We start from the raw sequence: 23,842 nt of genomic DNA, 5'->3' as shown, positions 1-23,842 counted from the left end.
ATATTTTGACATATCTAACAGGTACCGTTATAATACAAATCAACAGGTACCGTTATAAAGTTCAACAGGTACCGTAAAAACTTAATGGAGGATTCATTATGGACATGAATACTGAATTGTACGAAAAACTCGCGAAACTGCAATGGCTGTTGCAAAGGCAACACTTGAAGTCTCATGCCGCGGTTGGTCCTATGGCCGACGCATCACGTGGGCAAGGGAGGATATTAGCGTTTCTTCGGATGAAAGACGGTATCAGCACCAAAGACTTATCCTATATGTTGGACATCCGTGTATCATCCCTCAATGAATTGCTTGGTAAACTGGAGAAAGCAGAATACATCACCCGTAAACCCTCAGAAACAGACAAACGTATCATGTTGATTTACCTAACGCAAAAAGGACAAGAGGAAGAGAAACAAGAGATAGACAGCGGCAACATATTTTCTCGCTTATCCCCAGAAGAGCAGATAGCTTTCGCGGATTACCTAACTCGCGTCATTACAGCTTTGGAGGAAGAACTTGGATCGGGCGAAGAACGTGATGTGATGGCTATGTGGATGGAAGCTGCCAAGGCGCGTATGGGAACAGAGGAATTTGAAAAAATGATGGCTATGCGCGGACAAATGCACAGAATGTGGGGAAATTCTAGGGACGAACGCTTTAGCGGAAGGTTCCCTGGATTTGGCGGAGAAGGGCGTGGTGACATGCGCGGATTCGGCTGGCCTTCCAGTGATGACAGTAATTCGTCACCTGACAAGTCACATGGCCCAGACGATAAGTAATTAAAGTCTTTTAGCAAACAGTAGCTGAGGCGCTGCCTTTCCACCAGAGAAAGATGAACGTCAAAGGCAGCGTAATGTGAAACTGAAGAATAGTTAAATTTCGTACGCCAAATCTGAAAACTCGTCGTTAGGGTACAGGTTTGCTTGTTGCTGCGTCACGGATCATATTGGACCGATAGTTAGAATTCTAAGTAATTTCAAAAAACAAAATAAAGAAAGATAGTGGTGAACCTTATGGATGCAGAAAACCTCCATTACTTTGAAAAAGCACCTGTCGCAAAAGCCGTAGCTCACTTCGCAGTACCGATGATGCTAGGCATGTCGATGAGTGTCATATACTCCATTTTGAATGCCTATTTCCTTGGTACACTGGGCAATACTGCGATGTTAACCGCACTCGCACTGACTTTACCGTTATTCGCCGCCATTATGGCGCTAGGTAACTTGATTGGCATCGGTAGCAGTGCATTCATCTCCCGTTTGCTGGGAGAGAAAAAATATGATGATGTAAAGCATGTGTCTTCATTCGCCTTTTACAGCAGTTTAGTTCTCGGTCTTATTTTGATGGCTGCCGGCATCCCGTTGATCGATTCAATCGTCCATGGCTTGGGAGCGACGCCTGACTCCTTCGGATTCACGAAGGACTATGTCACGATTATGCTTATTGGTTCACCTTTCGTCGTTTTATTCTTCACGCTGGAGAATATCGTGCGCTCGGAGGGGGCAGCAATCACTTCGATGATTGGCATGCTTCTCAGTGTTGTTGTGAATATTATTCTCGATGCGCTAGTCATTTTCGTCTTCCATTGGGATGTGATCGGGGTTGCATCTGCTACAGTCATTTCTAACTTGGTTGCAAGTGCATTCTACGCCTTCCACATGGGATATAAGAGCCAATTCTTAACCCTCTCTGTTAAATGGTTCAAAGCTTCCAAAGACATTCTCAGCAATGTATTTAAAATTGGAGTACCCGTTTTTGTTATGAGTCTCTTCATGGGTGCAATGTCACTTATCTTTAACCGTTTTCTGGTCGAATATGGGGAGCAGGCTATTGCGGCCTTCGGAATTTCATCACGATTATTACAATTTCCAGAGGTTATTCTGATGGGCTTATGTGAGGGAGTCGTGCCGCTGATTGCCTTCTCTTTTACAGCCAATAAATTACGCATGAAGCATACCATTACATTCACAATCAAAGTGACTGTGGCATTAGCAGCCGTGTTCGGCATTATTGTATATCTGATTTCCGACCACTTAATCGGTTTATTTACGAATGACCCGCAATTAATTGAACTGGGCAGCTATATTCTTCATGTAACGTTCTTATCCCTGTTCATTTCAGGAACGACCGCGTTGTTTACGGGGATCTTCCAAGCGACAGCACAAGGAACCGCCGCCTTTATTATGTCAATTATTCAAGGTGTTACTCTGATTCCAGTATTGTATATCGCTAATCGAATGAACGGTTTCCACGGAGTAGTCTGGTCGCTCGTCATTTCGGATGCTGTCGCGTTCCTTGTGGGTGCCATCATGCTGTATGTTTTGCGGAACAAATTGCAGCCTGATTTAGATACTTTAGTACAGTAGAATCCTAAGCTTTAAGTTGATATTTTTAGTTCATCTAAAAAAACCTTGAATCAGCAAGGTTTTTTTGGTGCATTGGGCTTACAAGTCCACTATAGCTTTTAATTACGGGGCTTATTGTAAAATGATATAATTTGGAACACTAAGGAACATCTCATCAATCTTGTTCAAATTCTGATTAATATACATTTCTAAAGGTGGTTCATACAGTATGGTTGATTTCGAATGGTATAGAAGCTTTTGCACAATATATAAGTATAAATCGATTTCCGAAGCTGCAAAAACCCGTATGATGACGCAGCCAGCCATGAGTCAGCACTTAGCCGCCTTGGAAGCGGAGGTGGGAGAAACTTTATTTGTTCGTTCGACTAGAAAAATCACCCCTACAGAGCGGGGGAAGGAGTTATATTCACAGCTCGCTCCGCTCATAGAGTCATTAGAGAATACGACGATGAGCTTTAAAATGGCTTCTTTACCTACGCAAAGTGTAATCAAGCTTGGAGCAGCGCATGAGTTTTTTAGTGAAAAAATACTGCCACAGCTTCCTAAATACAATACTTGTACCCTTTCGCATTTTGGAACCGCCGAGCAATTGCTAGAGCTGCTGAAGGAAGACAAGTTAGATATCCTCATTATGTCAAAAAGGTTCCCAGCTCCCGGTATCGAGTATTTGAAATTGATGGATGAGGAGTTTGTTATAGTAGCTCCAATCGATTATGAAATCCATGAATTTGATAATCTGAAGCTTGAAGAGCAATGGCTCTCTGAACAGAAGTGGATCAGCTATGGTCTGGAATTGCCGATAATAAGAAGAATTTGGAGAGAACATTATAAGAAACGTCCTGAAATTAGACCTGTTCACATCATTCCTAATTTACACATGATTCTAAAGGCTATTGAAATCGGTATGGGCTTGAGTGTTATACCTACATACCTCTTGCAAGATTCATTAAAAGCAGGCAAAACAAAAGTTGTGTTTAAGCATTTAAAAGTAGAAAACGAGTTATATATCGCATATCAGTTAAAGAATAAGCATTTGCCTCAATTTCATGAGATCATTTCTGTCATAAGGGAAACGAAGATGGATTAGCTAGTATCATTTATAAAAATATTTATTAATACGTCGTTATTTCGTAATTTGTTTTATTTATACCCTGAAGCTTACAATAATGTAGTAACAAAATTAAAAATAATTGAGGCTGGTGCCATACTTGGTCGAATGAACAAGCGTCAACATCATAGATGAGGAGGAATTGTTATGAAAGTGTTTGTTACAGGAGCTTCAGGATATATTGGCGGATCGGTGGCTAAAGCTTTGTTAGATAACGGGCATACTGTTTTCGGTCTGGTTCGCAATCCCGATAAGGTGGAGGCGTTAAGAGTTATTGGTATAGAGCCTATACTCGGCACGTTGGAAGATACGGGTACTCTAACGAAATATGCTAAGCTCAGCGACGCAGTAATTCACACGGCCGATTCGGATCATTTGTTGGCAGTTGAGACGTTCATAGCTGCTTTGCGCGGAAGTGGAAAACCATTTTTGCATACATCAGGTTCAAGTGTGGTTGGGGATGATGCCCGTGGCGAAACAGCAAGCGAACAAATTTTTGAGGAGGAAACACCATTTGTGCCTATGGATATTAGGGAAAACCGGGTAGCGATCAACAACCTCGTACGCAAGGTTGGAATTGAGGATTGGGTAAGAAGCATCGTGATAGTCCCATCTATGATTTATGGTAATGCACTAGCGTTGCCTGTGGAAAGCGATCAATTGCCACAAATTATTCGCAAATCGAGAGAGTTGCAGGCAGGCGTTCACGTAGGTAAAGGCGTAAACCGCTGGTCCAATGTCCACATCAAGGATTTGGTCCAACTGTATGTATTGGCACTTGAAAAAGCACCATCCGCGTCGTATTTCTTTGCCGAAAATGGAGAGGAATCTTACGGGGACATCGCCAAATCGGTCAGCGAGGCGTTAGGCTTTGGAGGCAAGACCATAAGCTGGCCCGCAGACAAAGCGATAGCAGAGCTTGGAGACTGGGCACGCTTTGCTATCGCCTCTAACAGCCGTGTACGTGCCACCCATGCAAGAAATTTACTTGGTTGGGCTCCGAAGGAAGAGTCGCTGCTTAGCTGGATAAAAAATAATATACAATAATTAAAGTAGAATAATCTTAAGAGGAAAAGTTTTCGCTTATAAACGCAGCGGGAAAACACAAAAAAGTCACCAATTTGGTGGCTTTTTTTGAACAGTTAAATTTTAATGCTAACTTCTCCACTTGAAAGATATTCCTCGTCACCATTCTCATATCTGACTTTCAGATGGCAATCGTCATCGATATCAATGGCTGTTGCTTTACGTTGTTCATTATCCTTTATCACGGTCACAGGTTCGCCAAGTGAAATTAACCTTTTTTTGTATTCGGAAAGAAACAATCTGTCCGTTAAATGTTCATAATATCTCATGAAATGGTTTAGTACTTCTGCAACGAGACGGTTGCGCAGATCACCATAAGGATTGTTTTCTGAAATTACAGTTGTTGCAATCTCGGTAAGATCATTGGGAAAGCCTTCGGAAGGGAGGACTACATTGATACCGATGCCGAGGACAGCATAATCAAGCCAGCCGTTTTCCAATGACACGGATGCTTCGGTAAGGATCCCGCATACTTTTTTACCTTCCATAAAAACGTCATTTACCCATTTAATCTGCGTTTCTTTACCGGATACGCTCTCGATAGAAAGGGCTACAGCTACTGCGGCGCAAGTGGTCAATAAAGCTGAGTCTGTTGCGGACAGCTTGGGACGCAGCAGGATGCTCATATAGATACCCGTTCCAGGTGGAGAAAAAAATTTCCGGCCCATTCGCCCGCGACCAGCTGTTTGTTCTTCCGAAAGAATCACTTTACCTTCAGCTTCTCCATTTGAGGCAAGGTTTTTTACGGCTTCATTCGTGGAAGATATGGTCTTAAAGACTTCAACACGTAACTTTTGCCCCTGAGTATCCAGGTACTTTGAAATTGCACTGGCTGATAAGATATCCGTTTGTGGTGACATGGAATATCCTTTATTGGTTACAGCTTGTATGGAATAACCGTCTGTCTGTAAAGATTTTATGGCTTTCCAGACCGCGCTGCGCGTCACGGATAACTGAACGGCTATTTCCTCGCCGGAAAAATATTCACCCTTATTACTGTCGAGCAAGGCAAGAATATGTTCTTTTACTGTCATGAACTTAAACCTCCAAAAGTATAACTCTCCGACCAAAACCCATTGAATAGATTAACATCCAACGATTGCGACTGAATACTCTAATTCTATATAACAATAGGAAAAACTCAAGCATGGTATTTTATTCTATTGTAAACCATATATTAATTTATGGTTTACAATAAAGAATAACTCCATTATAATTCAGCTTACTGGACGTATTTACTAACCAGAATACAATCATTGATATCCAATGGAGGTCATTTTTTTGAAGACAAAAGAACTTATTTATGCTGCATTATTCGCAGCACTTATCGCGGTATTGGGGATGATACCGCCCATCCCCCTCGGCTTCATCCCCGTTCCGATCACTGCCCAGACGCTTGGCGTCATGTTGGCTGGATGTTTTCTGGGGAAACGGATGGGCGCCCTCAGTCTCATTATTTTCATCATACTAGTAGCCATTGGGCTGCCTGTACTGACTGGCGGTCGCGGCGGAATCGCGGTGTTAGTTGGACCTTCTGCAGGATACATATTTAGTTTTCCAATCGCGGCCGGCCTTATTGGCTGGTATTCCGAAAAAATCTGGCCGAAGGTTCGAACTTGGAAGCTGGTAGCTATCAACATAATCTTCGGTGTATTACTAGTGAGTCTGATTGGTGCCCCTGTCATGGCATTGTTAACCAATACTTCGATCTGGGCTGGTCTTGTCGGAGCGTTGGCCTTTCTTCCGGGAGACATCATCAAAGCCGTTATTGCAGCCATCATAACGATGCAGTTGAAAGCAATTAGCCCTATTGAAGAAAAAACACAAATATAATGTGATTTGAAACTCGGGTAAATAAAACCCGGGTTTTTTTATTGAAAAATAATAGGGTATGGTTGCGAATTTGTTTATACTATAAAAATTAAAACGAAATTGAAGTGGGTGTAGAAAAATGGATAAGGGATTTAATTTAGCTAGTCAACTATTAACGCTGCTTGATACAGAACATAGATGGTTTACCTTAGCGGAAATCGAAAAAAGTTTAGGGATCTCTGATAAGACCATCCGGAAGATGGTGGAGGAAATCAGCAAGCAATTACCATCTACTGTAACCATTGAGGTTTCTAGAGGAAAGGGAATAGTTCTTCAACGTGATGGGCGAAGTACGATTAGTGAAGTGATTTCTTCTATGTTCAGACAAACCATCTTTTATCGGCTGATGGATTTTTTGTTTACGAATGTGGGTCGACTGTCAGTGGAAGAGCTCTCCGAAGCCATGTTTATGAGTACCTCGTCTTTAAAGAAATTGATTGTGCAATTAAATAATGATGATCTAAAAGCTTATAAGCTACGCATTAGTTTTTCTACCCCCATGATTAAAGGGAATGAAATGAATATTCGATATTTTTATTGGAAGTTATATTGTGATGCGTATGAGTTTACAGGCTGGCCCTTTGCGAATGTTGATTTTGCTTATATTAATCAGTTAATCACAAATATAGAAAATGAGAATAACATTGTATATTTTATCAATTCCAAAAGGAGATTATCGTTTTTGTTGGCCATTGTTATAAAAAGAGTGGCTAAAGGAAAATGTGTAAAAATCGACGAAAATGCTTACCCTTGGGAAAAGGGGATGTTTTATTTTCCAGTGAAAACTATTGCAAAACGTCTTGAGGATATGCTGTCCCTTGAATTTCCAAACAGTGAAATATTCTTTATGCAATCCATGGTTAGTCTCAGCCAATATCATTATTATGAAGGGTCAGAGATCACTCCGATGAAAGAAGTCGAATTACACAAGGATAAAGAAGAATATCAAATGGGGAATCTGCTTCTAATGTTATTAGCAAAGGTATACCCGAACTTAGATATGCAAGAACGGTTTATTTTGGAGATTTACGGGTTCTTTGACAAGCTATTAATCGAAAATGCCATTCCGGAATGGATGATGATTTCAACAAGCCATTTAACAACATATGTTCAAAAGGAATGCCAGCAGATTTATCAAGAATTGCAAACCTGTATGCAAACGTGGAATAAAACTTACCCTTCCGTTTTGTTTAATCATTTTCATTTAACAAAGCTAACCTTAATTGTCCGCTCGAGTTTACGTTATAAAAGTAAGAGGGCTTTTTTAGTGATCGGGGAAGAATTTTCAATTCGTCATTACATAGCAGATTTGATAAAGAAGGAAATTGGAGATCAGTTGATCCTTAATACTTCCATAATGAAGGGCTTGACCGACGAGATCATGCAGCAAAATAATATCGATCTTGTCATTAGTAATATCCCGGTTGCATTAACGACAGTGCCTGTTGTTATTATTTCCACGATCCCCTCTAAAAGAGATTTAGACAACATTCGTAAAGAACTGCTTTTATAATTTGACCAATTATTTTCCGTAAGCTCCGTAAGTTTTTGGTCTAGTTTGTAATGTTAAAAAACCTTATGCTCAATCTAGTTTCGAAACTGATTTTACTTGAAGGCAAGTGGAAAGCGATTTCGGTAAACCTCAGTTTACTATTAAAAGTTGGAGGAAGAACTATGAGTAGGCATTTAGGTGCAAATAAGGGAGAAATAGCAGAGCTCGTTTTGCTCCCAGGAGATCCTTTACGTGCAAAGTTTGTGGCAGAACACTTTTTAGAGGAGGCTTATTGTTATAACGAAGTAAGAGGGATGTATGGATACACTGGATTATACAAGGGTGTGCCTGTGTCGGTTCAGGGGACAGGGATGGGAAATCCATCGATGAGTATCTATGCAACAGAATTGATCGTCGATTATGAAGTTAAGAAATTGATTCGCATTGGTACATGTGGCGCGATGCAGGAAGATATCAATATCCGCGATATTATATTAGCCCAAGCAGTATCTTCAGACAGTAATATGACGGAAAAGATCTTTCATGGCTGTAATTTTGCACCAACGGCAGATTTCTCATTGCTAATGAAAGCATATCAACAAGCACAAGCTAAAAATGCAAAGGTGTTTGTTGGTAACATCTATAATTCTGATGAATTCTATCGTGAAAATTTAGATCGGCTTCATAAGTTCATGGATTTCGGTGTATTAGCTGTAGAAATGGAAAGTACCGCCCTATACACTTTAGCCGCTAAATATGGTGTAAAAGCGTTATCGATTTTGACCGTCGGCAGTCAATTGTTAAGACAGGAGCACCTAACTCATAAAGAAAGTGAACAATCCTTTTATGAAATGGTCGAAGTAGCTCTTAACACAGTCGTTGAAGGCTGATTTATTGATAAGAGTGCAGTGTTGTTAGAAAAGAGAGTGAAAAAGAAATGAAGGTAATACTGTCAGGATTGCAGTGGATGATTTTTATGATCGCTGGTGCAATTGCTGCACCCATTGCTATCGCAGATTTATATAACTTAACACCCATAGAGACTTCTGGACTCATTCAGAGCACCATGATTACTTTAGCAATAGCTGGATTTTTACAAGGCCTGATGGGTCATAAATTCCCTATTCATGAAGGTCCGGCAGGGTTATGGTGGAGCATTTTTACCATTTACGCGAGTTTAGTGGGGGGACTCTATTCCTCTAACAACGGCGCTTTACAGGCTTTAAGTGGAGCGATGATCATTAGCGGAGTGTTGTTTATCCTAATTTCAGCATTTAAGCTAATGGATAAAATCGCTCGTCTTTTTACTCCAACCATCACCTTTATTTATTTACTTTTATTGATCTTTCAATTAAGCGGATCTTTTATGAAAGGGATGATGGGGATTACCATAGCCCACACCATGTTAGATGTTAAAGTATTCATCCTTAGTGTGATCGTGGTCTGCATTACCTTTTGGTTAGGCAACAGCCGCTTTGTATTACTAAGCCAGTTTTCAATAATTCTCAGTATAGTGATAGGCTGCCTATTATTTATAATCTGCGGTAGTATGCCGGCGGTTTCTCGTGCGGATACTCTATTTAAGCTGCCGGAAATATTCCCATTTGGAACACCCCGATTCGATGCCGGGACAATTACTACTGCATTTTTACTAACCCTATTATTAATAACCAATGCAGTGGCATCCATCCGTTTGATGGAGACCGTTATGAAACCAAAGCAAGGGGATCATCGTCGTTATTTGCGCGCCGGGTTTACTTCTGGAATTACGCATCTTATTAGTGGTGGTTTAGGAGCGGTCGGCTCAGTCCCTATTTCGGGAGCGGCGGGATATGTTGAGCAAACAGGGATGAGGGAGCGCAAATCATTTTTAATAGGCTGCAGCTTAGTGATCTCAATATCCTTGTTTCCGCCTATGATGAATTTCATATCTGCGATTCCAGCTCCCATAGGCTATTCTGTTACCTTCGTCATTTTTGTGAAGATGGTCGGACTAGCGCTAAAGGAATTGAAAAAGGTTATTCATGAAGAGCGAACATTTATTGTCAGTGGGCTTTCCCTTTTAGTGGGTGTAGGTTTAATGTTTATTCCTGCATCAGCTACGGCCCATTTATCTCCGATCGTGATAGCCATTTTAAATAATGGATTAATATGCGGGAGCCTGTTAGCGATTATTTTGGAACAAGGGTTAATGTGGAAAGATGCATTTCGATATGAGGATTCCAAGAAAATTAACCGATAATTTGGAGGGCTAAAAATGCATTATCTAATTTCTATTGCTGGTCTGGTTATTGTTCTATTACTGGCATGGCTAGGAAGTAACAATAAGAAAAAGATTAAATATCGTCCGATCATTGTAATGATTGCTATTCAAATAGGTTTGGGATTAATTATCCTAAAAACGAGCATTGGAGAATTTTTGATTAAAGGGTTTGCTGATAGTTTTGCAAAATTACTTGGATACGCCAATGAAGGTACTGACTTTGTGTTTGGCGGCATTGCAAATGAAGGGGCGCATACATTTTTCCTTTATGTTTTGATGCCCATTGTTTTTATGTCAGCATTGATTGGGATTTTGCAACATTACAAAATACTGCCATTCATTATAAAGTATATTGGACTGGTATTGAGTAAAATAAATGGCATGGGTAAATTGGAATCTTATAATGCAGTTGCAGCCGCAATTGTCGGACAAAATGAAGTATTTATTTCGGTGAAAAATCAGCTTGGACTATTGCCAAAACATCGCTTGTATACATTATGTGCGTCTGCAATGTCTACGGTATCCATGTCAATCGTTGGTTCCTATATGACGATGCTAGAACCTCGGTATGTAGTAGCTGCATTGATATTAAACCTATTTGGCGGATTTATCATTTCATCCATCATTAATCCGTATGAAGTTACACCTGAAGAAGATATTGTTGAAGTTCAGGTAGAAGAAAAACAAACGTTTTTTGAAATGCTGGGCGAATATATTATGGATGGCTTTAAAGTAGCCATAGTAGTTGGGGTAATGTTAGTTGGTTTTGTGGGAATCATTGCTTTAATTAACGGAGTCTTCAGTGGCATATTCGGAATCTCGTTCCAAGGAGTGTTAGGCTACGTCTTTGCACCCATCGCCTTTCTTATCGGTGTGCCATGGCATGAAGCTGTTGAGGCCGGTAGTATTATGGCGACAAAGCTTGTTGCGAATGAATTCGTTGCTATGCTTGACTTTGTTAAGATTCAAGAAGGTTTAAGTGGCCGTACTACAGCCATTGTCTCCGTTTTTCTAATCTCATTTGCTAACTTTGGGTCGATTGGTACCATTGTGGGTGCAGTGAAGGGATTGAATGAAAAGCAAGGGAATATCGTCGCACGATTTGGATTAAAGCTGTTATTTGGCGCCACACTTGTAAGCGTTTTATCAGCTTTGATTATCGGTATCATATTCTAGTTGATGCAAGGAGTATTAACATGAAACAAACACCCCGGTTTAAGCGGATTTTCGTCATCGTTATGGATTCTGTTGGCATTGGTGAAGCTCCAGATGCTGACAAGTTTGGGGATGCAGGATCACATACATTACGGCATATTGCAGAAAAAATGAATGGGCTACATGTTCCTGCGTTATCCAAGCTAGGGTTAAGTCATATTGACCCAATACCCGGAGTTCCCAACGTAGAGCACCCTTTAGCTTATTGGACCAAAATGCAGGAAGCTTCTAATGGAAAGGATACGATGACAGGTCACTGGGAGATCATGGGCCTACGAATTGATGTTCCTTTCAAAGTGTTTCCTGAAGGGTTTCCTTATGAATTAATTAATGAATTAGAAGAAAGAACAGGACGAAAGGTGATTGGGAATAAACCCGCTAGTGGTACAGCTATTCTCGATGAGCTTGGACAAGAGCATATGAACACAGGTGCACTCATTGTCTATACTTCTGCAGATTCCGTGATTCAGATTGCGGCTCATGAAGAGGTTATTCCTTTGGAAGAACTGTATCAAATCTGTGAGATTGCCAGAGAGATTACTTTACGTGAGGAGTACATGCTAGGCAGAGTGATTGCTAGACCCTTCCTCGGGCAGCCCGGAAATTTCAAAAGAACATCGAACCGTCATGATTATGCCTTGAAGCCTTATGGAAGAACCGTGATGAATGAGCTCAAGGATGCCGGGTTCGATGTACTAGCGATTGGCAAGATCTCAGATATATACGATGGGGAAGGTGTCACCAAGTCTTTCAGAACAGTGTCTAACATGGATGGCATGGATAAACTCATGGAGACCCTTCATACTGATTTTACAGGACTTAGTTTCTTGAATCTTGTTGATTTTGATGCACTTTATGGCCATCGTAGAGATCCGATCGGGTATGGGAAAGCGCTGGAAGAATTTGATGATCGTTTACATGAAGTTCTAGCAGAACTATGCGAAGATGATCTTCTTATAATTACGGCAGACCATGGCAATGATCCCATTCATGCGGGTACGGATCACACCCGTGAATATGTTCCTTTACTCCTCTACAGTAAGAGTTTCAATCGACAAGGGGAGCTGCCTATATCGAGGACTTTTTCGGATATTGGAGCAACAGTTGCTGATAACTTTGTTGTGACCATGCCCCAATTTGGTAAGAGCCTCCTACAGGAGCTTAAATAAACTATAATTTGAATAGACACTTTGAATAGAAACAGGATACCTAACTTGTATTAGTAAAAGGTATCCTGTTTGTTTTTTTATCTACATATCTTTGTATCTAAAAAGCTGCCGAGAAAGCGGCTTTTTTTGTTATTACGGATCAAATATTAGGGTAATAATCAATTATTAAAAGGGTTAATTTTAGAGCCACCTGTCGTTAACCCTTTTTTCGATGAATCGCATTCTAATACAACGTTATAAATAATCTAGTTTCTACTCATGCCACTCCTTCGATAGTAATAGTATTGACAACCTGTATATACAGGTTTAAACTGTGTGAAGTGTTTGAACTTGTATATACAGGTTTAATGGTTGAAATATAGGAATTCTTTTTGGAGGTGTTCAACTTGAGTCAGTCCCAGTATTCGGAATGGTGGCGCCGCTCCACGGTGTATCAGGTGTACCCGAAAAGCTTTAAGGACACTACAGGCAACGGAACAGGAGATATTAAAGGACTTATTGAGAAATTAGATTATTTGCAGAAGCTTGGAATCGATATTGTCTGGTTACAGCCGGTTTATGTTTCGCCGCAACATGATAACGGTTACGATGTAGCAGATTATGAAAATATTAACCCGGATTTCGGTACGATGGAGGATTTTGACGAGCTAATACAGGAACTGCATAGACGCGAAATGAAGCTAATGATCGATATCGTGGTTAACCATACCTCGACTGAACATGAGTGGTTCAAACAGTCCATTTCAAGCAGGAACAACCCTTTCCGTGATTACTATATTTGGAAGGACCCGGCTCCGGACGGCGGCTTACCCAACAACTGGCAGTCGAAGTTCGGGGGGCCTGCCTGGCAGTTCGACGAAGCGTCGGGACAATATTATCTTACTCTCTTCGATAAAACCCAAGCGGATCTGAACTGGGAGAATGAGAAGGTACGTAGAGCAGTGAATGATATGATGTTATTCTGGGCTAAAAAGGGTGTCGACGGCTTCCGCATGGATGTAATTAATTTAATCTCCAAAGATCAGCGCTTCCCTAACGATGACGGGAGTGTTCCACCGGGGGATGGACGTAAATTCTATACTGACGGTCCACAGGTCCATGCATACATCAAAGCAATGTATGAAGAGGTGTTTGGTCCGTTTGAGATGGTGACTGTAGGAGAGATGTCCTCAACTACACTGGAGCATTGTATCCGGTACTCAAGTCCCGAAGAGCGGGAATTTTCCATGACCTTCAATTTTCATCATTTAAAAGTCGACTATCCGAATGGACAGAAGTGGGAACTGATGCCTTATGATTTCGAGGCAATGAAACGGTTGTTCGCGCAGTGGCAGACCGGAATGCAGAAAGGCGGAGGCTGGAACGCACTATTTTTTAACAATCATGATCAACCGCGTGCCCTTTCCAGATTCGCTGATGATAAGGTCTACCGTGTGGAAAGCGCCAAGCTGCTCGCGACAACTCTGCATGGCCTTCAGGGAACACCTTATGTATATCAAGGGGAAGAAATCGGTATGCCGAATCCGGTATGGAAAAGCATCGATGAGTTCCGCGACATTGAGTCACTAAATATGTACCGCATTCTGTGTGAACAGGGGAAAAGCCCGGAGGTTGCCCTCAGTATTCTACAGGAGCGTTCGCGGGACAATTCACGTACGCCGATGCAGTGGGATGACAGCCGGAATGCCGGATTTACCACTGGTACTCCATGGTTGAAGGTAGATGAGCGGTATCCAGACATCAATGTGCAGAAGGAACTGGAAAACCCTGATTCCATCTTCCACCATTACCGCAAACTAATTGCACTTCGCAAGGAGTATGGAGTATTCATAGAAGGTATTTTCAAGAGACTCGATGAAGGTCATCCTGAAGTCTTCGCTTACGCCAGAACAGGAGATGGAGAGACACTTGTTGTGGTCTCGAACTTCAGCAATAAAGAAATCTCTTTCCGCTTTAAAGACAATCACTGGACTGAATTGTCGCCAAGTGGTAAGGACGAGCTTCTGATTGGGAATACAGCAGATGCACCATCATTAACACAAGAGCTTCAGCTTAGTCCTTATGCTTCCTACATGTGGTTAGTCCGCTAACGAGGTGTACTTGAGAAGGAGCACACATCAATTTTGTAAGGAGTGAAGATATGGCTATAGACCGCAAAAATGTTGAAGATATTGTACGGGCGGTTGGGGGCAAGGAGAATATTGAGGTTGCGACGCATTGTGTAACCCGGCTGAGATTCTCGCTGTATGACGAGAGCAAGGTGGATTCGGAAGCCCTGGACCGTAACGAACTCGTAAAAGGACAATTCTCTACGCAAGGGCAGTTCCAGATCGTTATCGGACCAGGAACTGTGGATAAAGTATATGATGAAATGATTCAGATCACTGGTGGTGCCCGCTCTTCCAAGGATGAGGTGAAATCAGCGGCAGCACGGAAACAGAATCCACTGCAGCGGGCGATCAAAACACTGGCTGATATTTTTATTCCGATTCTTCCGGCCATCGTAACCGCAGGTTTGCTGCTTGGGATTAATAATATTTTGACCGGACCTGGTATCTTTTTTGAAAGTAAGTCATTGGTAGATGTCTATCCTGCATGGAAAGACATTGCTGCGATTATTAACACGATTGCCAGCACAGCCTTCACCTTTTTACCAGCCCTTATCGGTTGGGCAGCTGTTACACGTTTCGGGGGCAGTCCTCTACTCGGAATCGTGCTGGGTCTCATTCTCGTACATCCGGATCTATTAAGTGCCTACAGTTATGCAAGTGCTTCAACTGAGGGAACCGTTCCGACCTGGAATTTGTTCGGCTGGCATTTGGAGAAGATCGGTTATCAGGGGCAAGTATTGCCTGTACTGGTTTCGGCCTATATTCTGGCTAGACTGGAGAAGTTCCTCAACCGCCGGGTGCTTGATTCCATTAAACTACTGGTCGTTGCTCCAGTGACCCTGCTGGTTACAGGTTTTCTGGCCTTCACCATTATCGGACCCGTTACGTTCGCCATTGCCAATGCTATCACCTCGGGTTTGATCTATGTATTTGATCATTTTGCGCTCCTTGGTGGTTTGATCTATGGTGGATTCTATGCACTTCTGGTCATCACTGGGATGCATCATACTTTCTTGGCAGTCGATGTTCAGCTCATCGGCAGTGAGGGAGGCACCTTCCTCTGGCCGATGCTGGCGCTCTCCAATATTGCGCAAGGCGCCGCGGCACTGGCGATGATGTTCGTTGTTAGAGAACAAAAGGCAAAAGGTTTGGCGGCTACATCTTCCGTCTCTGCATTCCTCGGCGTGACTGAACCGGCAATCTTTGGGGTGAATATCCGCTATCGCTATCCTTTCATCTTCGGGATGATCGGCTCAGCAATTGCCGGTATGCTCCTTACCGTTAACCAGGTTCGAGCTTCATCCATTGGCGTAGGGGGAATTCCCGGTTTCCTTTCGATTTTCCCGAATCAGTGGGGCGTTTTCTTTATTGGCATGGTTATTGTTCTCGTTGTGCCATTTGCCGCCACAGTATTGTACGGACGTTCTGTAGTGGGTCGTTCCGAAAAGAACACAGCTACAGAGACTTCTAGTACTACGAACGAAGCAGAGGAATTGAGCAGCCGTCATTCCGTTCAAGGGTCACAGGAATCAGTTAATACTCTGGAGCTTGTCTCCCCGCTTAGTGGAACTGCAGTATCGCTGGAACAGGTGCCCGATCCTGCCTTTGCTGAAAAGCAAATGGGTGAGGGAATTGCAATCGAACCTTCTGAGGGGAAAGTATATGCTCCCTTTGATGCTACAGTAGCCCATGTGATTAAGAGCAAACATGCGCTTATACTGGAGCATGCCAGCGGTATTCAGGTATTAATCCACGTTGGAATTAACACGGTGGCGCTTAAAGGTAGCGGTTTTACCAGCCTGAAGAATATTGGTGATAAGGTGCAAGCAGGAGAGCTTCTACTAGAATTTGATATGGAAGCTATCCGCGCAGCAGGTTACCCGGTGATTACTCCAATCATCATTCCTGCAGGTCAGGAGATGGTTGAGAAGATCGAGGAGAAGACCGGACCAGCTACGGCCAAACAAACAAGCATCTTGACTATTCATCTCAAGGGTTGATAAAGGCTATATTGGCAAAGACTTTATACTTTAGAAAGACAGCCCCTTGGGGGCTGTTTTTCTATAAATATAAGAATTTATATGTTCAACGCTATAAATTCCCTTCCAATTGAATCGATGCTTCCAAAGGCATGACGTGATACAATAAAGGGCGGTGATCAAAATTGAGAGAAAATAAATATTTGCAAATTTATAATGAATACAGCAACCAAATCCATTCTGGACAACTGCTGCCGGGAACCAAGCTGCCTTCCGAAAGTGAACTCGCCGAAGCTTACACCACTTCACGAGAGACCGTGCGCAAAGCGCTGAATCTACTTTTCCGTGAAGGATATATTCACAAAATTAAGGGCAGAGGCTCCTTTGTGCTTGACATGACCCGAATGGATTTCCCTGTTACCGGTTTGATTTCATTTAAAGAGATGGCCGATACCCTGGGTACTGCCTCACGGACACTGGTAGAGCGGACGATACAAGAGCCGGCAGGCTCCGCAATCGCCAGACATCTGCAGATTCCACCTGAAACTCTGATTTGGAAGGTTGTTCGCGCCAGAGAAATTGAAGGTGAACGGATCATTTTGGATAAGGATTATTTTCGTGCGGATATTGTTTCCTTTCTGAGTGAGGAAATCGCGGAAGGCTCAATCTATGAATATCTGGAGCTGGAATTGGGGCTTAAGATCAGTTATGCGAAGAAGCTGATATCCGTTGAGCCTTCTACTGAGGAGGATCATAGACTGCTCGATTTGAAGAATTTTACGCATATTGTAGTAGTACGAAACTATGTGTATTTGGAGAACACGGTGCTTTACCAATATACCGAGTCTAGACACCGGCTGGATAAATTCCAGTTCGTGGATTTTGCTCGAAGGGTGAGGCGATAAGCTGATCCGAGGGTGTCCCAGTTATCAGTGTATCCGCTGGTGCCTTGCATAGCATGGCTCTGAAAAGCGATGGAAACGTATGGATATGGGGAGCGAACAATGAGGGCCAGCAGAACCTGTTGCAATTTCGCTTGTAGAAGAATCTTATTAGATTTGAAGAGTAGGGAATCTCATGCCTAAGTGGCAATGAATTCCCTATTTTTATAGGTGAGTCAAAAAGAGAAAACTCTTTTCATATTCATTCTTTATCATTACAGCTATCTGTCTAGACTGTTAAAATGATGGAAGTATGGTAGACAAAGGAGATAAGCAATGAATAATGGCTTTCGGATCAATACTGAGGAGAACCGACACCGAACTCTGAGGCAAGTAAAACAAGCGGCGTTTCATGCTTTACAGGAATATGAAATAGACTGGAACTCCATTCACTTCATTCAAGTATCCGAACATGTCACCTTCCGCATTGTAAGCGATGTGGGGGAACAGTTCTTGCTCCGCATTCACCCGGATAACAAACAACGCGAAGGAACCATTTCAGAAATTGAGTGGTTGTTCGCTTTGAAGAGCAAGGGCCTCCTCTTGCCCGAAGCTGTAATCAATCGTGAAGGGGCCTTTATTACGGAAACATCGGTGTGTGACGGACAACCGTTTTATTCGAGCTTAATGCGATGGGTCGAGGGAAAGCATGTAGACAAAAGCGAACTAACGGAGGAGGGCATCCGTAAAACAGGATCATTGATGGCAAAGCTTCATGAGGCCAGCTCTGATTTTAGTCCTTCCAGCGGTTTTACTCGTCCTTCTTGGGGTGTACTGAGCTTTAAACGGGACTGGGATCACCTAAGTCTACATCGCAAACATTTCATATCGGATGAGGGTTTTAAGTTATATTCCGCAGCCGCCACTAAAGTGGCAACATGTCTCGAAACGTTCACAAGACATGAACAAAATTATGGGATGATCCACGCGGACTTACATAATGGAAATGTCATTTTTCGGGATAATGAACCGTATCCTATCGATTTTGGCAGGTGTGGCTTCGGCTATCATCTTTACGATATAGCTCAGGCTATTATGGGATTATACCCAACACAGAGAGCTTATTTCGTCGAAGGATATCAGAGAATCAGGAAGCTGGAAAATGAATATATAATGAAGCTAGAGTGCTTCTTAGTCATGGCAATAATCGAAGCCTATAGCTTTCATGCAGAGAATCCGCTAGAGACCGAGGGTTTGATTGAAGTGCAGCCATATGCTCAAGCGATTTTGAGAGCGTATGTAAACGGGACAACCTTTTTATTTAATTCTCTGGATACTTCAAAATAAAAGATTAGAAAATGTAGTGCGTTATATTTTTCAAATGGTATTATTAGGATGAACTGCTGAAAACTATTTAAATTGTATTTGGAATCTTAGCAATGAAAATGGTTGACAAAACTTTATAAAAAGTGAGGAGTAGAGCAATGAACTTTGATAAAGAACAGCTTTTTTGGATAAATCCAATCAATGATTATTCTATTACAGAAAACAGGATTGAATTTGTAACGATGCCGAATACAGATTTTTGGCAACGAACCTATTATGGTTTTAGAAATGATAATTCACCTGCACTGTTAATGAAAACTGCTGAGAAGTATTTTTCATTTATAGTAAGAACAGATTATGATAGTACACATAGATACGAGCAGTGTGGGATAGTCATCTATCAGGACAGTGATAATTGGTTCAAGGCATCGGTAGAATATGAAAATGAGGAATTCCAAAGACTTGGAAGTGTGGTTACAAATCACGGATATTCAGATTGGGCAACAACTGATATCGATGCAAACATTAAAACTATGTATTATAGACTAAGTCGACGCGAAAGTGATTTCTGTATTGAAAGCTCTTTGGACGGGACTACATTTGAACAGATGCGTATTTTTCATTTGTTTGAAGGGAATGAGGAAATAAATTTTGGCTTATATGCTTGTAGCCCAGAGAATTCTTCATTTAAAGGTGTTTTCACCGAAATGGAAATTACAGAGTGTAAGTGGTTGGAGCATAAATAGTCGTTTACGCAGCTGAAAGTGAACATTACTCAATAGGGCCTTCCTAAAAGGAAGGTCTTTTTTTATGAGCGGTATAAAGTTGTCATCAGTTTCCGATTTCTACAGTTACCCATGTGGTAAAATTAGGATAATTGGATCTTGGGAGGCGAGGACAATGAGTCTTGTGATGATCATTTTATTACTGTTCTTAAATATTCCAGTATATATATTTTTGTTTCGCGTGTTCTTCGTGGATAATGATGATTATAACGAATCGATTAGGCATACTTTTACACCTAACATCATTTCATTATTCCGGGGAGAGTATTGGAAGGATAGAATGAATACGGCAAGACTTCAGTTTTTTATACTCATTTGCGGTGGAATTGTTGTTTTGGAATACCTTGTTTTGCATAAAATAATTGATATTTTTCGTTAACTAGAACTTCATTTAGAAACTTCTGCTTATGGTGAGCAGGAGTTTTTTTATCTTGCATAAGCACCGCCCTATTATGGAAAACTTATGTAGTGCGAATAAACAGCATGAATCTATTTTGCGAGGTGATAATGATGACAAATCAAGATCCGCAGGAGCTTCTTAAAAGTAAACACAAGCTGGATGAGCAGAAGAGGCAGTTCACAAATTTTGCCCGAAGTGCTTCCGGTCATGGTGAAGCAGAAGCAGGCCAGGAATTCAGTAATGACCGAGTGCCAGATGATCAAAACCGCATGAAATCTGTTGAGAACAGACAAGATTGATCTTAAAAAGCTATCAAATAAGCCGATCCTTTTCTGGATCGGCTTAGAAAAATAATTTTTACGTTGTAAGGTTGTTCAATAGGTATCGGATGCTAGAGTTTTCTTGCTTTAATTACAAAAGTTACAGGAAGCATCTTTGCTTTTTTTGCAAAATCGCTTTTATCGTCCCGCGACTGCATAAGTTCATCATCAGATTGCTCAATCATTTGCTCAATAACAAATCCAGCTTTAGATAGCGCATTCACATAAGTTGATAATTTACGATCCGATAAAGTTAGCGTACTTTCATCAAGAGATACTGAATACCAAGATTCATCGAAATAACATTTTTTAAAAACAAGCATATCATTTTCTGCAACAACACATTTGTGTATAGGGTGAGACCAGCTGAAAATAAATGATCCATCTTTTTTAAGGTAAGAGGCAATCCGGCTAAAAGTACCCTCAAGGTCAGTTGTCCAGCCTATGGCATAGACCGAATATACAAAGTCAAAATAATCCTCTGGCAGGCCACATTCTTCTTCCATGGGTGAGCAGATCAACTTTGCTGAAAGACCGTGCTCCGTCAAAAGTTGCCTAGTCTTTTCGATTTGGTTCTCTGCTATATCCGTACCCCATAGTTCAGATGCATTTCGTTCACCCAGATATTGCAAAGATTGACCGCTTCCACAGCCTATCTCCAGCAACTTTTTCCCTGAGACATCACCAAAAAGTTGGCATTGTTCTTCCGATACAAATGCTCCATAAAGAGGAAGTGCAGTAGCTCCTAAAACTTCATTTCCTTTTGTATCCCAAAATAAGCTGTTTGTTTCATGAATAGTATTCGTATCCATATCGACCGAGATGGCGACGCCAACCTCACCAGCGCCTATAACGTTTGTTCTATAACCAGAATTTTTGTCCATGCAGACACCCGCCCCAAATATAGATTATATAAACCTAAACATATCTCCCGACTTGCGCGTAATCCCAATAACATATATCGAACACGAACAAGCTGAGGGATTAACCATAGAATAATCTACCATTTTCCCATGAACATATCCATCCAAAATTTCCCACCAAAATTTCCAATTGTGAAATAAAGCATGATATGACCGTATCAGAAAAGGAAAGTTATGCCCCGCGAATTTGTTACAATATGTAAAACCGCTGCAGGGTACCGCTTCAAATTATGAATATTTCAACGGGAACACCTTCCCTTAGTGGCGCGGTCATTCGGCATGGCAGCTTGGAAACAAGAGCTTATTTTGTCTAACCGTATAAACACAGTTTCTTCCTCCCGCTAATATGTACTCCCCCCGTTCAATATGAACATTATTACCTAGAACAGTTTTAAATAGATGTAACTCATTTTTGCATAACCCGGTACATACAGCAGCAGCTTCACAGATCGGGCAATGTTTCTCAATGAATAAAAGACTGCCATCATCCTGCTCCTTAACCTCGGCCATATACCCTTCATTTGTTCGAATCTCGGCCAGTTTCTCCAGCTTCTCTCTAACGTCTGCTGTATCACCAAGATGCTGAAGATATTGTTCTTGCATATTCTTATTTCGAACAGCCAGCAGCTTGTCCAGCCCCTCATTTCCGAAAGCTTCTTTCATGGAATGGATCAGACTGACGGATAAATCCGAATATCCGCTTGGGAAAAACCGATCGGCCGCGGGGGTTAAGATCCATAGCTTGGTGGGTCGCCCCATGGGACGGGACTCTTCTATATTAGTAACTAGCCCTTCTTCTTTCAGCGCATTCAAATGTTGACGAATAGCCATTCCAGATAGCGAAAACTGGGAGGAGAGTGCCATAACATCCATTCCCCCTTGTTGCTTTAACAGATCAATGATCGCTCTTCGGGTCTTGGTTGAGACATCCTTTTTGGTTTGATTTCGGCTCATGTTGCACCTCCTACTGAAACAACTAAATCTACATCACAGACTACATTTTAAACAAAAATGTTGACAAAGTCAAAGCTGAACTGTAGCTTAGACATTATAAACAAAAATGTTTACTAAGTGTCCGGATACGATGTATACATACCAATTTTCTTGGAGGTCACATTTCATGTCGTCTAATCATCAAAGTATTTTCAGCCCACGTTATTTTGCACTATCCATAGGTATTATTCTGTCAGTGATGGCCGTTGGATTCGAAGGCCTGTCCGTAACCACCATTGCCCCTTCAATTGCTGGAGATTTGAACGGCCTTAGCCTGTTTGGCTGGATATTCAGTACTTATCTGCTTGCGCAGATTATCGGAACTCTGGTCGTCGGTCGAATCATAGATAGAAGAGGACCTGCAGTACCGTTCACTATCGCACTTCTTTTGTTTATCGTTGGGTTGATTGCTGCCGCAACATCAGGCGATATGTATACCATGATAGGATCACGGGCCATGCAGGGTTTGGGTGCCGGAGCTATGATGACTTGTGTGTACACAGCAATATCCTTAAGCTACCCGGATGAATTACGCGCCAAAATACTCGGAGCATTTGGTACGGCCTATGTTCTTCCGTCCATGCTCGGTCCATACGTTGCAGGTCTTATCGCAGATCAGTGGTCCTGGCGGTTTGTTTTCTGGGGAATATTACCGATCCTGATGATTTCAGCACTGCTTAGTTTACCTGCGTTCACGAAATTAAAAACACCGAAGACGCAAGGGGATATCGGAGCTTCATCAACTTGGAATGCGTTACTGTTAACGATGGGTACAGGGATTTTCTTAGTTGGTCTAAGCATGCTTCCGAGCATTATGGGATTTGTTTTAGTCATTATCGGCTTAGTACTTATGATATTTCCGCTCCGCAAACTGCTACCGAAGGGAACTCTTACGCTTCGAAGAGGCATGCCAGCTATTCTGGCAACACGTGGGCTGTTCTTCGCTGCCTATACCAGCACACAGAATTTCTTGGTATTGGCTCTAATCGATGTGAAAGGAATAACGCCTTCTCAGGCCGGATTGATTGTAGCGAGTGCTGCGTTGAGTTGGTGCGTCATAGCGTATCTGCAAGGACGGTGGGATTCGGCAGATCAGGGCCGTGGACGGCATACGCGAATTATTCTGGGTGTATTGCTGCTTGCCATAGGGATTACTATCGTATTTTGGATACCCGTTGTGACCGTTACCGTAGCAGTTATTGGACAGATCATCGCTGGAATCGGCATTGGATTGGCGCATCCGATTAGCGGTGTTGTGGCGTTTTCTCAGACAGGAGAAGGAGGTGTCGGCAACACCTCGGCTAATCTGCAATTTGCGGATTCTTTTACACCCGGTGTAGTTATCGGGATCGGCGGTTCCATCCTTGTGGTTTGTCAGGCTGGCGGAATGTCACTCCAATCCGGATTAATTGTAGCAATGGGTTTCCATCTTTTGTTGATTGTAATGAGTTTATTTGCGAGCACTCGGATCTCACCAGTAGCTGAACAGATAGGAACGGGTATTCAATCTTTAGGTTTGAAAAACAAATAAACGAAGGAGGAGTTCACAA

At 42.0% G+C, this 23,842-nt stretch carries 22 protein-coding genes; 19 read left to right on the top strand and 3 right to left on the bottom strand.

Annotated features, from left to right (window positions below; all coding sequences use genetic code 11):
* The first annotated feature begins 98 nt into the window (after positions 1 to 98).
* The 4 genes from MHI15_RS21555 to MHI15_RS21540 all read left to right on the top strand — a co-directional run bounded on the left by MHI15_RS21555 (position 99) and on the right by MHI15_RS21540 (position 4,524).
* On the top strand, positions 99 to 782 hold the full coding sequence (locus MHI15_RS21555) for a MarR family winged helix-turn-helix transcriptional regulator (RefSeq protein ID WP_076184946.1): 684 nt from the start codon (positions 99 to 101) through the stop codon (positions 780 to 782).
* 234 nt (positions 783 to 1,016) lie between these two features.
* Entirely contained in the window at positions 1,017 to 2,369 is a 1,353-nt protein-coding gene (locus MHI15_RS21550; RefSeq protein WP_341164834.1) for an MATE family efflux transporter, read from the top strand.
* Between the two features lie 208 nt (positions 2,370 to 2,577).
* The gene (locus MHI15_RS21545) at positions 2,578 to 3,456 is read left to right on the top strand and encodes a LysR family transcriptional regulator (protein WP_076217670.1); all 879 of its coding nucleotides are present in this window, start codon (positions 2,578 to 2,580) and stop codon (positions 3,454 to 3,456) included.
* A 168-nt stretch (positions 3,457 to 3,624) separates the two neighbouring features.
* Complete coding sequence (locus MHI15_RS21540) at positions 3,625 to 4,524, top strand: NAD-dependent epimerase/dehydratase family protein (protein ID WP_076278528.1); 900 nt, start codon at positions 3,625 to 3,627, stop codon at positions 4,522 to 4,524.
* A 95-nt stretch (positions 4,525 to 4,619) separates the two neighbouring features.
* Here MHI15_RS21540 and MHI15_RS21535 read toward each other — a convergent pair whose 3' ends face one another.
* Positions 4,620 to 5,597 carry a biotin--[acetyl-CoA-carboxylase] ligase gene (locus tag MHI15_RS21535; RefSeq protein WP_076190305.1) on the bottom strand — a complete coding sequence of 326 codons (978 nt, stop codon included), beginning with the start codon at positions 5,595 to 5,597 and terminating at the stop codon, positions 4,620 to 4,622.
* Between the two features lie 247 nt (positions 5,598 to 5,844).
* On the opposite strand from MHI15_RS21535, the gene MHI15_RS21530 reads away from it, so the two are divergent.
* The 14 genes from MHI15_RS21530 to MHI15_RS21465 all read left to right on the top strand — a co-directional run bounded on the left by MHI15_RS21530 (position 5,845) and on the right by MHI15_RS21465 (position 20,355).
* Entirely contained in the window at positions 5,845 to 6,396 is a 552-nt protein-coding gene (locus tag MHI15_RS21530) for a biotin transporter BioY (protein ID WP_076309463.1), read from the top strand.
* Between the two features lie 118 nt (positions 6,397 to 6,514).
* Positions 6,515 to 7,948, top strand: a complete 1,434-nt coding sequence (locus tag MHI15_RS21525; protein ID WP_341164833.1) for a helix-turn-helix domain-containing protein — start codon at positions 6,515 to 6,517, stop codon at positions 7,946 to 7,948.
* 161 nt (positions 7,949 to 8,109) lie between these two features.
* Entirely contained in the window at positions 8,110 to 8,817 is a 708-nt protein-coding gene (gene deoD, locus MHI15_RS21520; protein ID WP_076130497.1) for a purine-nucleoside phosphorylase, read from the top strand.
* A 47-nt stretch (positions 8,818 to 8,864) separates the two neighbouring features.
* On the top strand, positions 8,865 to 10,169 hold the full coding sequence (locus MHI15_RS21515; protein ID WP_076302118.1) for a purine/pyrimidine permease: 1,305 nt from the start codon (positions 8,865 to 8,867) through the stop codon (positions 10,167 to 10,169).
* 15 nt (positions 10,170 to 10,184) lie between these two features.
* Positions 10,185 to 11,366 (top strand): NupC/NupG family nucleoside CNT transporter, encoded by a 1,182-nt coding sequence (locus MHI15_RS21510; RefSeq protein WP_036677141.1) that lies wholly within the window; start codon positions 10,185 to 10,187, stop codon positions 11,364 to 11,366.
* A 20-nt stretch (positions 11,367 to 11,386) separates the two neighbouring features.
* Positions 11,387 to 12,574 carry a phosphopentomutase gene (deoB, locus tag MHI15_RS21505; protein WP_340010177.1) on the top strand — a complete coding sequence of 396 codons (1,188 nt, stop codon included), beginning with the start codon at positions 11,387 to 11,389 and terminating at the stop codon, positions 12,572 to 12,574.
* 386 nt (positions 12,575 to 12,960) lie between these two features.
* On the top strand, positions 12,961 to 14,664 hold the full coding sequence (gene treC / locus MHI15_RS21500; protein ID WP_341164832.1) for an alpha,alpha-phosphotrehalase: 1,704 nt from the start codon (positions 12,961 to 12,963) through the stop codon (positions 14,662 to 14,664).
* 50 nt (positions 14,665 to 14,714) lie between these two features.
* The gene (gene treP, locus MHI15_RS21495) at positions 14,715 to 16,685 is read left to right on the top strand and encodes a PTS system trehalose-specific EIIBC component (RefSeq protein WP_341164831.1); all 1,971 of its coding nucleotides are present in this window, start codon (positions 14,715 to 14,717) and stop codon (positions 16,683 to 16,685) included.
* A 164-nt stretch (positions 16,686 to 16,849) separates the two neighbouring features.
* Positions 16,850 to 17,569 (top strand): trehalose operon repressor, encoded by a 720-nt coding sequence (treR, locus tag MHI15_RS21490; protein WP_076130502.1) that lies wholly within the window; start codon positions 16,850 to 16,852, stop codon positions 17,567 to 17,569.
* A 23-nt stretch (positions 17,570 to 17,592) separates the two neighbouring features.
* Positions 17,593 to 17,706, top strand: coding sequence for an RCC1-like domain-containing protein (locus tag MHI15_RS21485; protein WP_139330042.1), 114 nt, complete (start codon positions 17,593 to 17,595; stop codon positions 17,704 to 17,706).
* 175 nt (positions 17,707 to 17,881) lie between these two features.
* A complete protein-coding gene (locus tag MHI15_RS21480; RefSeq protein WP_341164830.1) occupies positions 17,882 to 18,892 on the top strand; it encodes a phosphotransferase enzyme family protein in 1,011 nt (336 codons plus the stop codon).
* 137 nt (positions 18,893 to 19,029) lie between these two features.
* Positions 19,030 to 19,617, top strand: coding sequence for a DUF1349 domain-containing protein (locus MHI15_RS21475; RefSeq protein ID WP_076130504.1), 588 nt, complete (start codon positions 19,030 to 19,032; stop codon positions 19,615 to 19,617).
* A 154-nt stretch (positions 19,618 to 19,771) separates the two neighbouring features.
* Positions 19,772 to 20,035, top strand: coding sequence for a hypothetical protein (locus tag MHI15_RS21470; protein ID WP_076190298.1), 264 nt, complete (start codon positions 19,772 to 19,774; stop codon positions 20,033 to 20,035).
* Between the two features lie 128 nt (positions 20,036 to 20,163).
* Positions 20,164 to 20,355 carry a hypothetical protein gene (locus tag MHI15_RS21465; RefSeq protein WP_076130505.1) on the top strand — a complete coding sequence of 64 codons (192 nt, stop codon included), beginning with the start codon at positions 20,164 to 20,166 and terminating at the stop codon, positions 20,353 to 20,355.
* Between the two features lie 92 nt (positions 20,356 to 20,447).
* Here the strand turns inward: MHI15_RS21465 and MHI15_RS21460 are convergent, their stop codons facing one another.
* Positions 20,448 to 21,260, bottom strand: a complete 813-nt coding sequence (locus MHI15_RS21460) for a class I SAM-dependent methyltransferase (protein WP_076130506.1) — start codon at positions 21,258 to 21,260, stop codon at positions 20,448 to 20,450.
* A gap of 309 nt (positions 21,261 to 21,569) precedes the next feature.
* Positions 21,570 to 22,253 (bottom strand): helix-turn-helix transcriptional regulator, encoded by a 684-nt coding sequence (locus MHI15_RS21455; RefSeq protein ID WP_076217678.1) that lies wholly within the window; start codon positions 22,251 to 22,253, stop codon positions 21,570 to 21,572.
* Positions 22,254 to 22,419: 166 nt separating this feature from the next.
* Between MHI15_RS21455 and MHI15_RS21450 the strand changes: the two genes are divergently transcribed.
* Positions 22,420 to 23,823: an MFS transporter gene (locus MHI15_RS21450; protein ID WP_076184920.1), complete on the top strand. Its 1,404-nt coding sequence runs from the start codon at positions 22,420 to 22,422 to the stop codon at positions 23,821 to 23,823.
* Positions 23,824 to 23,842 lie beyond the last annotated feature (19 nt).

This window comes from Paenibacillus sp. FSL H7-0918, from assembly GCF_038007025.1.
GTDB lineage: Bacteria > Bacillota > Bacilli > Paenibacillales > Paenibacillaceae > Paenibacillus_AQ > Paenibacillus_AQ odorifer.
This window is presented reverse-complemented; position numbering and strand designations above follow the sequence as displayed.

Excerpts from the sequence above, each read along its gene's own strand:
- MHI15_RS21460 (WP_076130506.1), bottom strand. The coding sequence starts at position 21,260 with ATGGACAAAAATTCTGGTTATAGAACAAACGTTATAGGCGCTGGTGAG.
- MHI15_RS21465 (WP_076130505.1), top strand. The coding sequence starts at position 20,164 with ATGATGACAAATCAAGATCCGCAGGAGCTTCTTAAAAGTAAACACAAG.
- treP (WP_341164831.1), top strand. The coding sequence starts at position 14,715 with ATGGCTATAGACCGCAAAAATGTTGAAGATATTGTACGGGCGGTTGGG.
- MHI15_RS21515 (WP_076302118.1), top strand. The coding sequence starts at position 8,865 with ATGAAGGTAATACTGTCAGGATTGCAGTGGATGATTTTTATGATCGCT.
- MHI15_RS21525 (WP_341164833.1), top strand. The coding sequence starts at position 6,515 with ATGGATAAGGGATTTAATTTAGCTAGTCAACTATTAACGCTGCTTGAT.
- deoB (WP_340010177.1), top strand. The coding sequence starts at position 11,387 with ATGAAACAAACACCCCGGTTTAAGCGGATTTTCGTCATCGTTATGGAT.
- MHI15_RS21540 (WP_076278528.1), top strand. The coding sequence starts at position 3,625 with ATGAAAGTGTTTGTTACAGGAGCTTCAGGATATATTGGCGGATCGGTG.
- deoD (WP_076130497.1), top strand. The coding sequence starts at position 8,110 with ATGAGTAGGCATTTAGGTGCAAATAAGGGAGAAATAGCAGAGCTCGTT.
- MHI15_RS21510 (WP_036677141.1), top strand. The coding sequence starts at position 10,185 with ATGCATTATCTAATTTCTATTGCTGGTCTGGTTATTGTTCTATTACTG.
- MHI15_RS21545 (WP_076217670.1), top strand. The coding sequence starts at position 2,578 with ATGGTTGATTTCGAATGGTATAGAAGCTTTTGCACAATATATAAGTAT.
- MHI15_RS21550 (WP_341164834.1), top strand. The coding sequence starts at position 1,017 with ATGGATGCAGAAAACCTCCATTACTTTGAAAAAGCACCTGTCGCAAAA.
- MHI15_RS21475 (WP_076130504.1), top strand. The coding sequence starts at position 19,030 with ATGAACTTTGATAAAGAACAGCTTTTTTGGATAAATCCAATCAATGAT.
- MHI15_RS21480 (WP_341164830.1), top strand. The coding sequence starts at position 17,882 with ATGAATAATGGCTTTCGGATCAATACTGAGGAGAACCGACACCGAACT.
- MHI15_RS21535 (WP_076190305.1), bottom strand. The coding sequence starts at position 5,597 with ATGACAGTAAAAGAACATATTCTTGCCTTGCTCGACAGTAATAAGGGT.
- MHI15_RS21450 (WP_076184920.1), top strand. The coding sequence starts at position 22,420 with ATGTCGTCTAATCATCAAAGTATTTTCAGCCCACGTTATTTTGCACTA.
- MHI15_RS21455 (WP_076217678.1), bottom strand. The coding sequence starts at position 22,253 with ATGAGCCGAAATCAAACCAAAAAGGATGTCTCAACCAAGACCCGAAGA.
- MHI15_RS21555 (WP_076184946.1), top strand. The coding sequence starts at position 99 with ATGGACATGAATACTGAATTGTACGAAAAACTCGCGAAACTGCAATGG.
- MHI15_RS21470 (WP_076190298.1), top strand. The coding sequence starts at position 19,772 with ATGAGTCTTGTGATGATCATTTTATTACTGTTCTTAAATATTCCAGTA.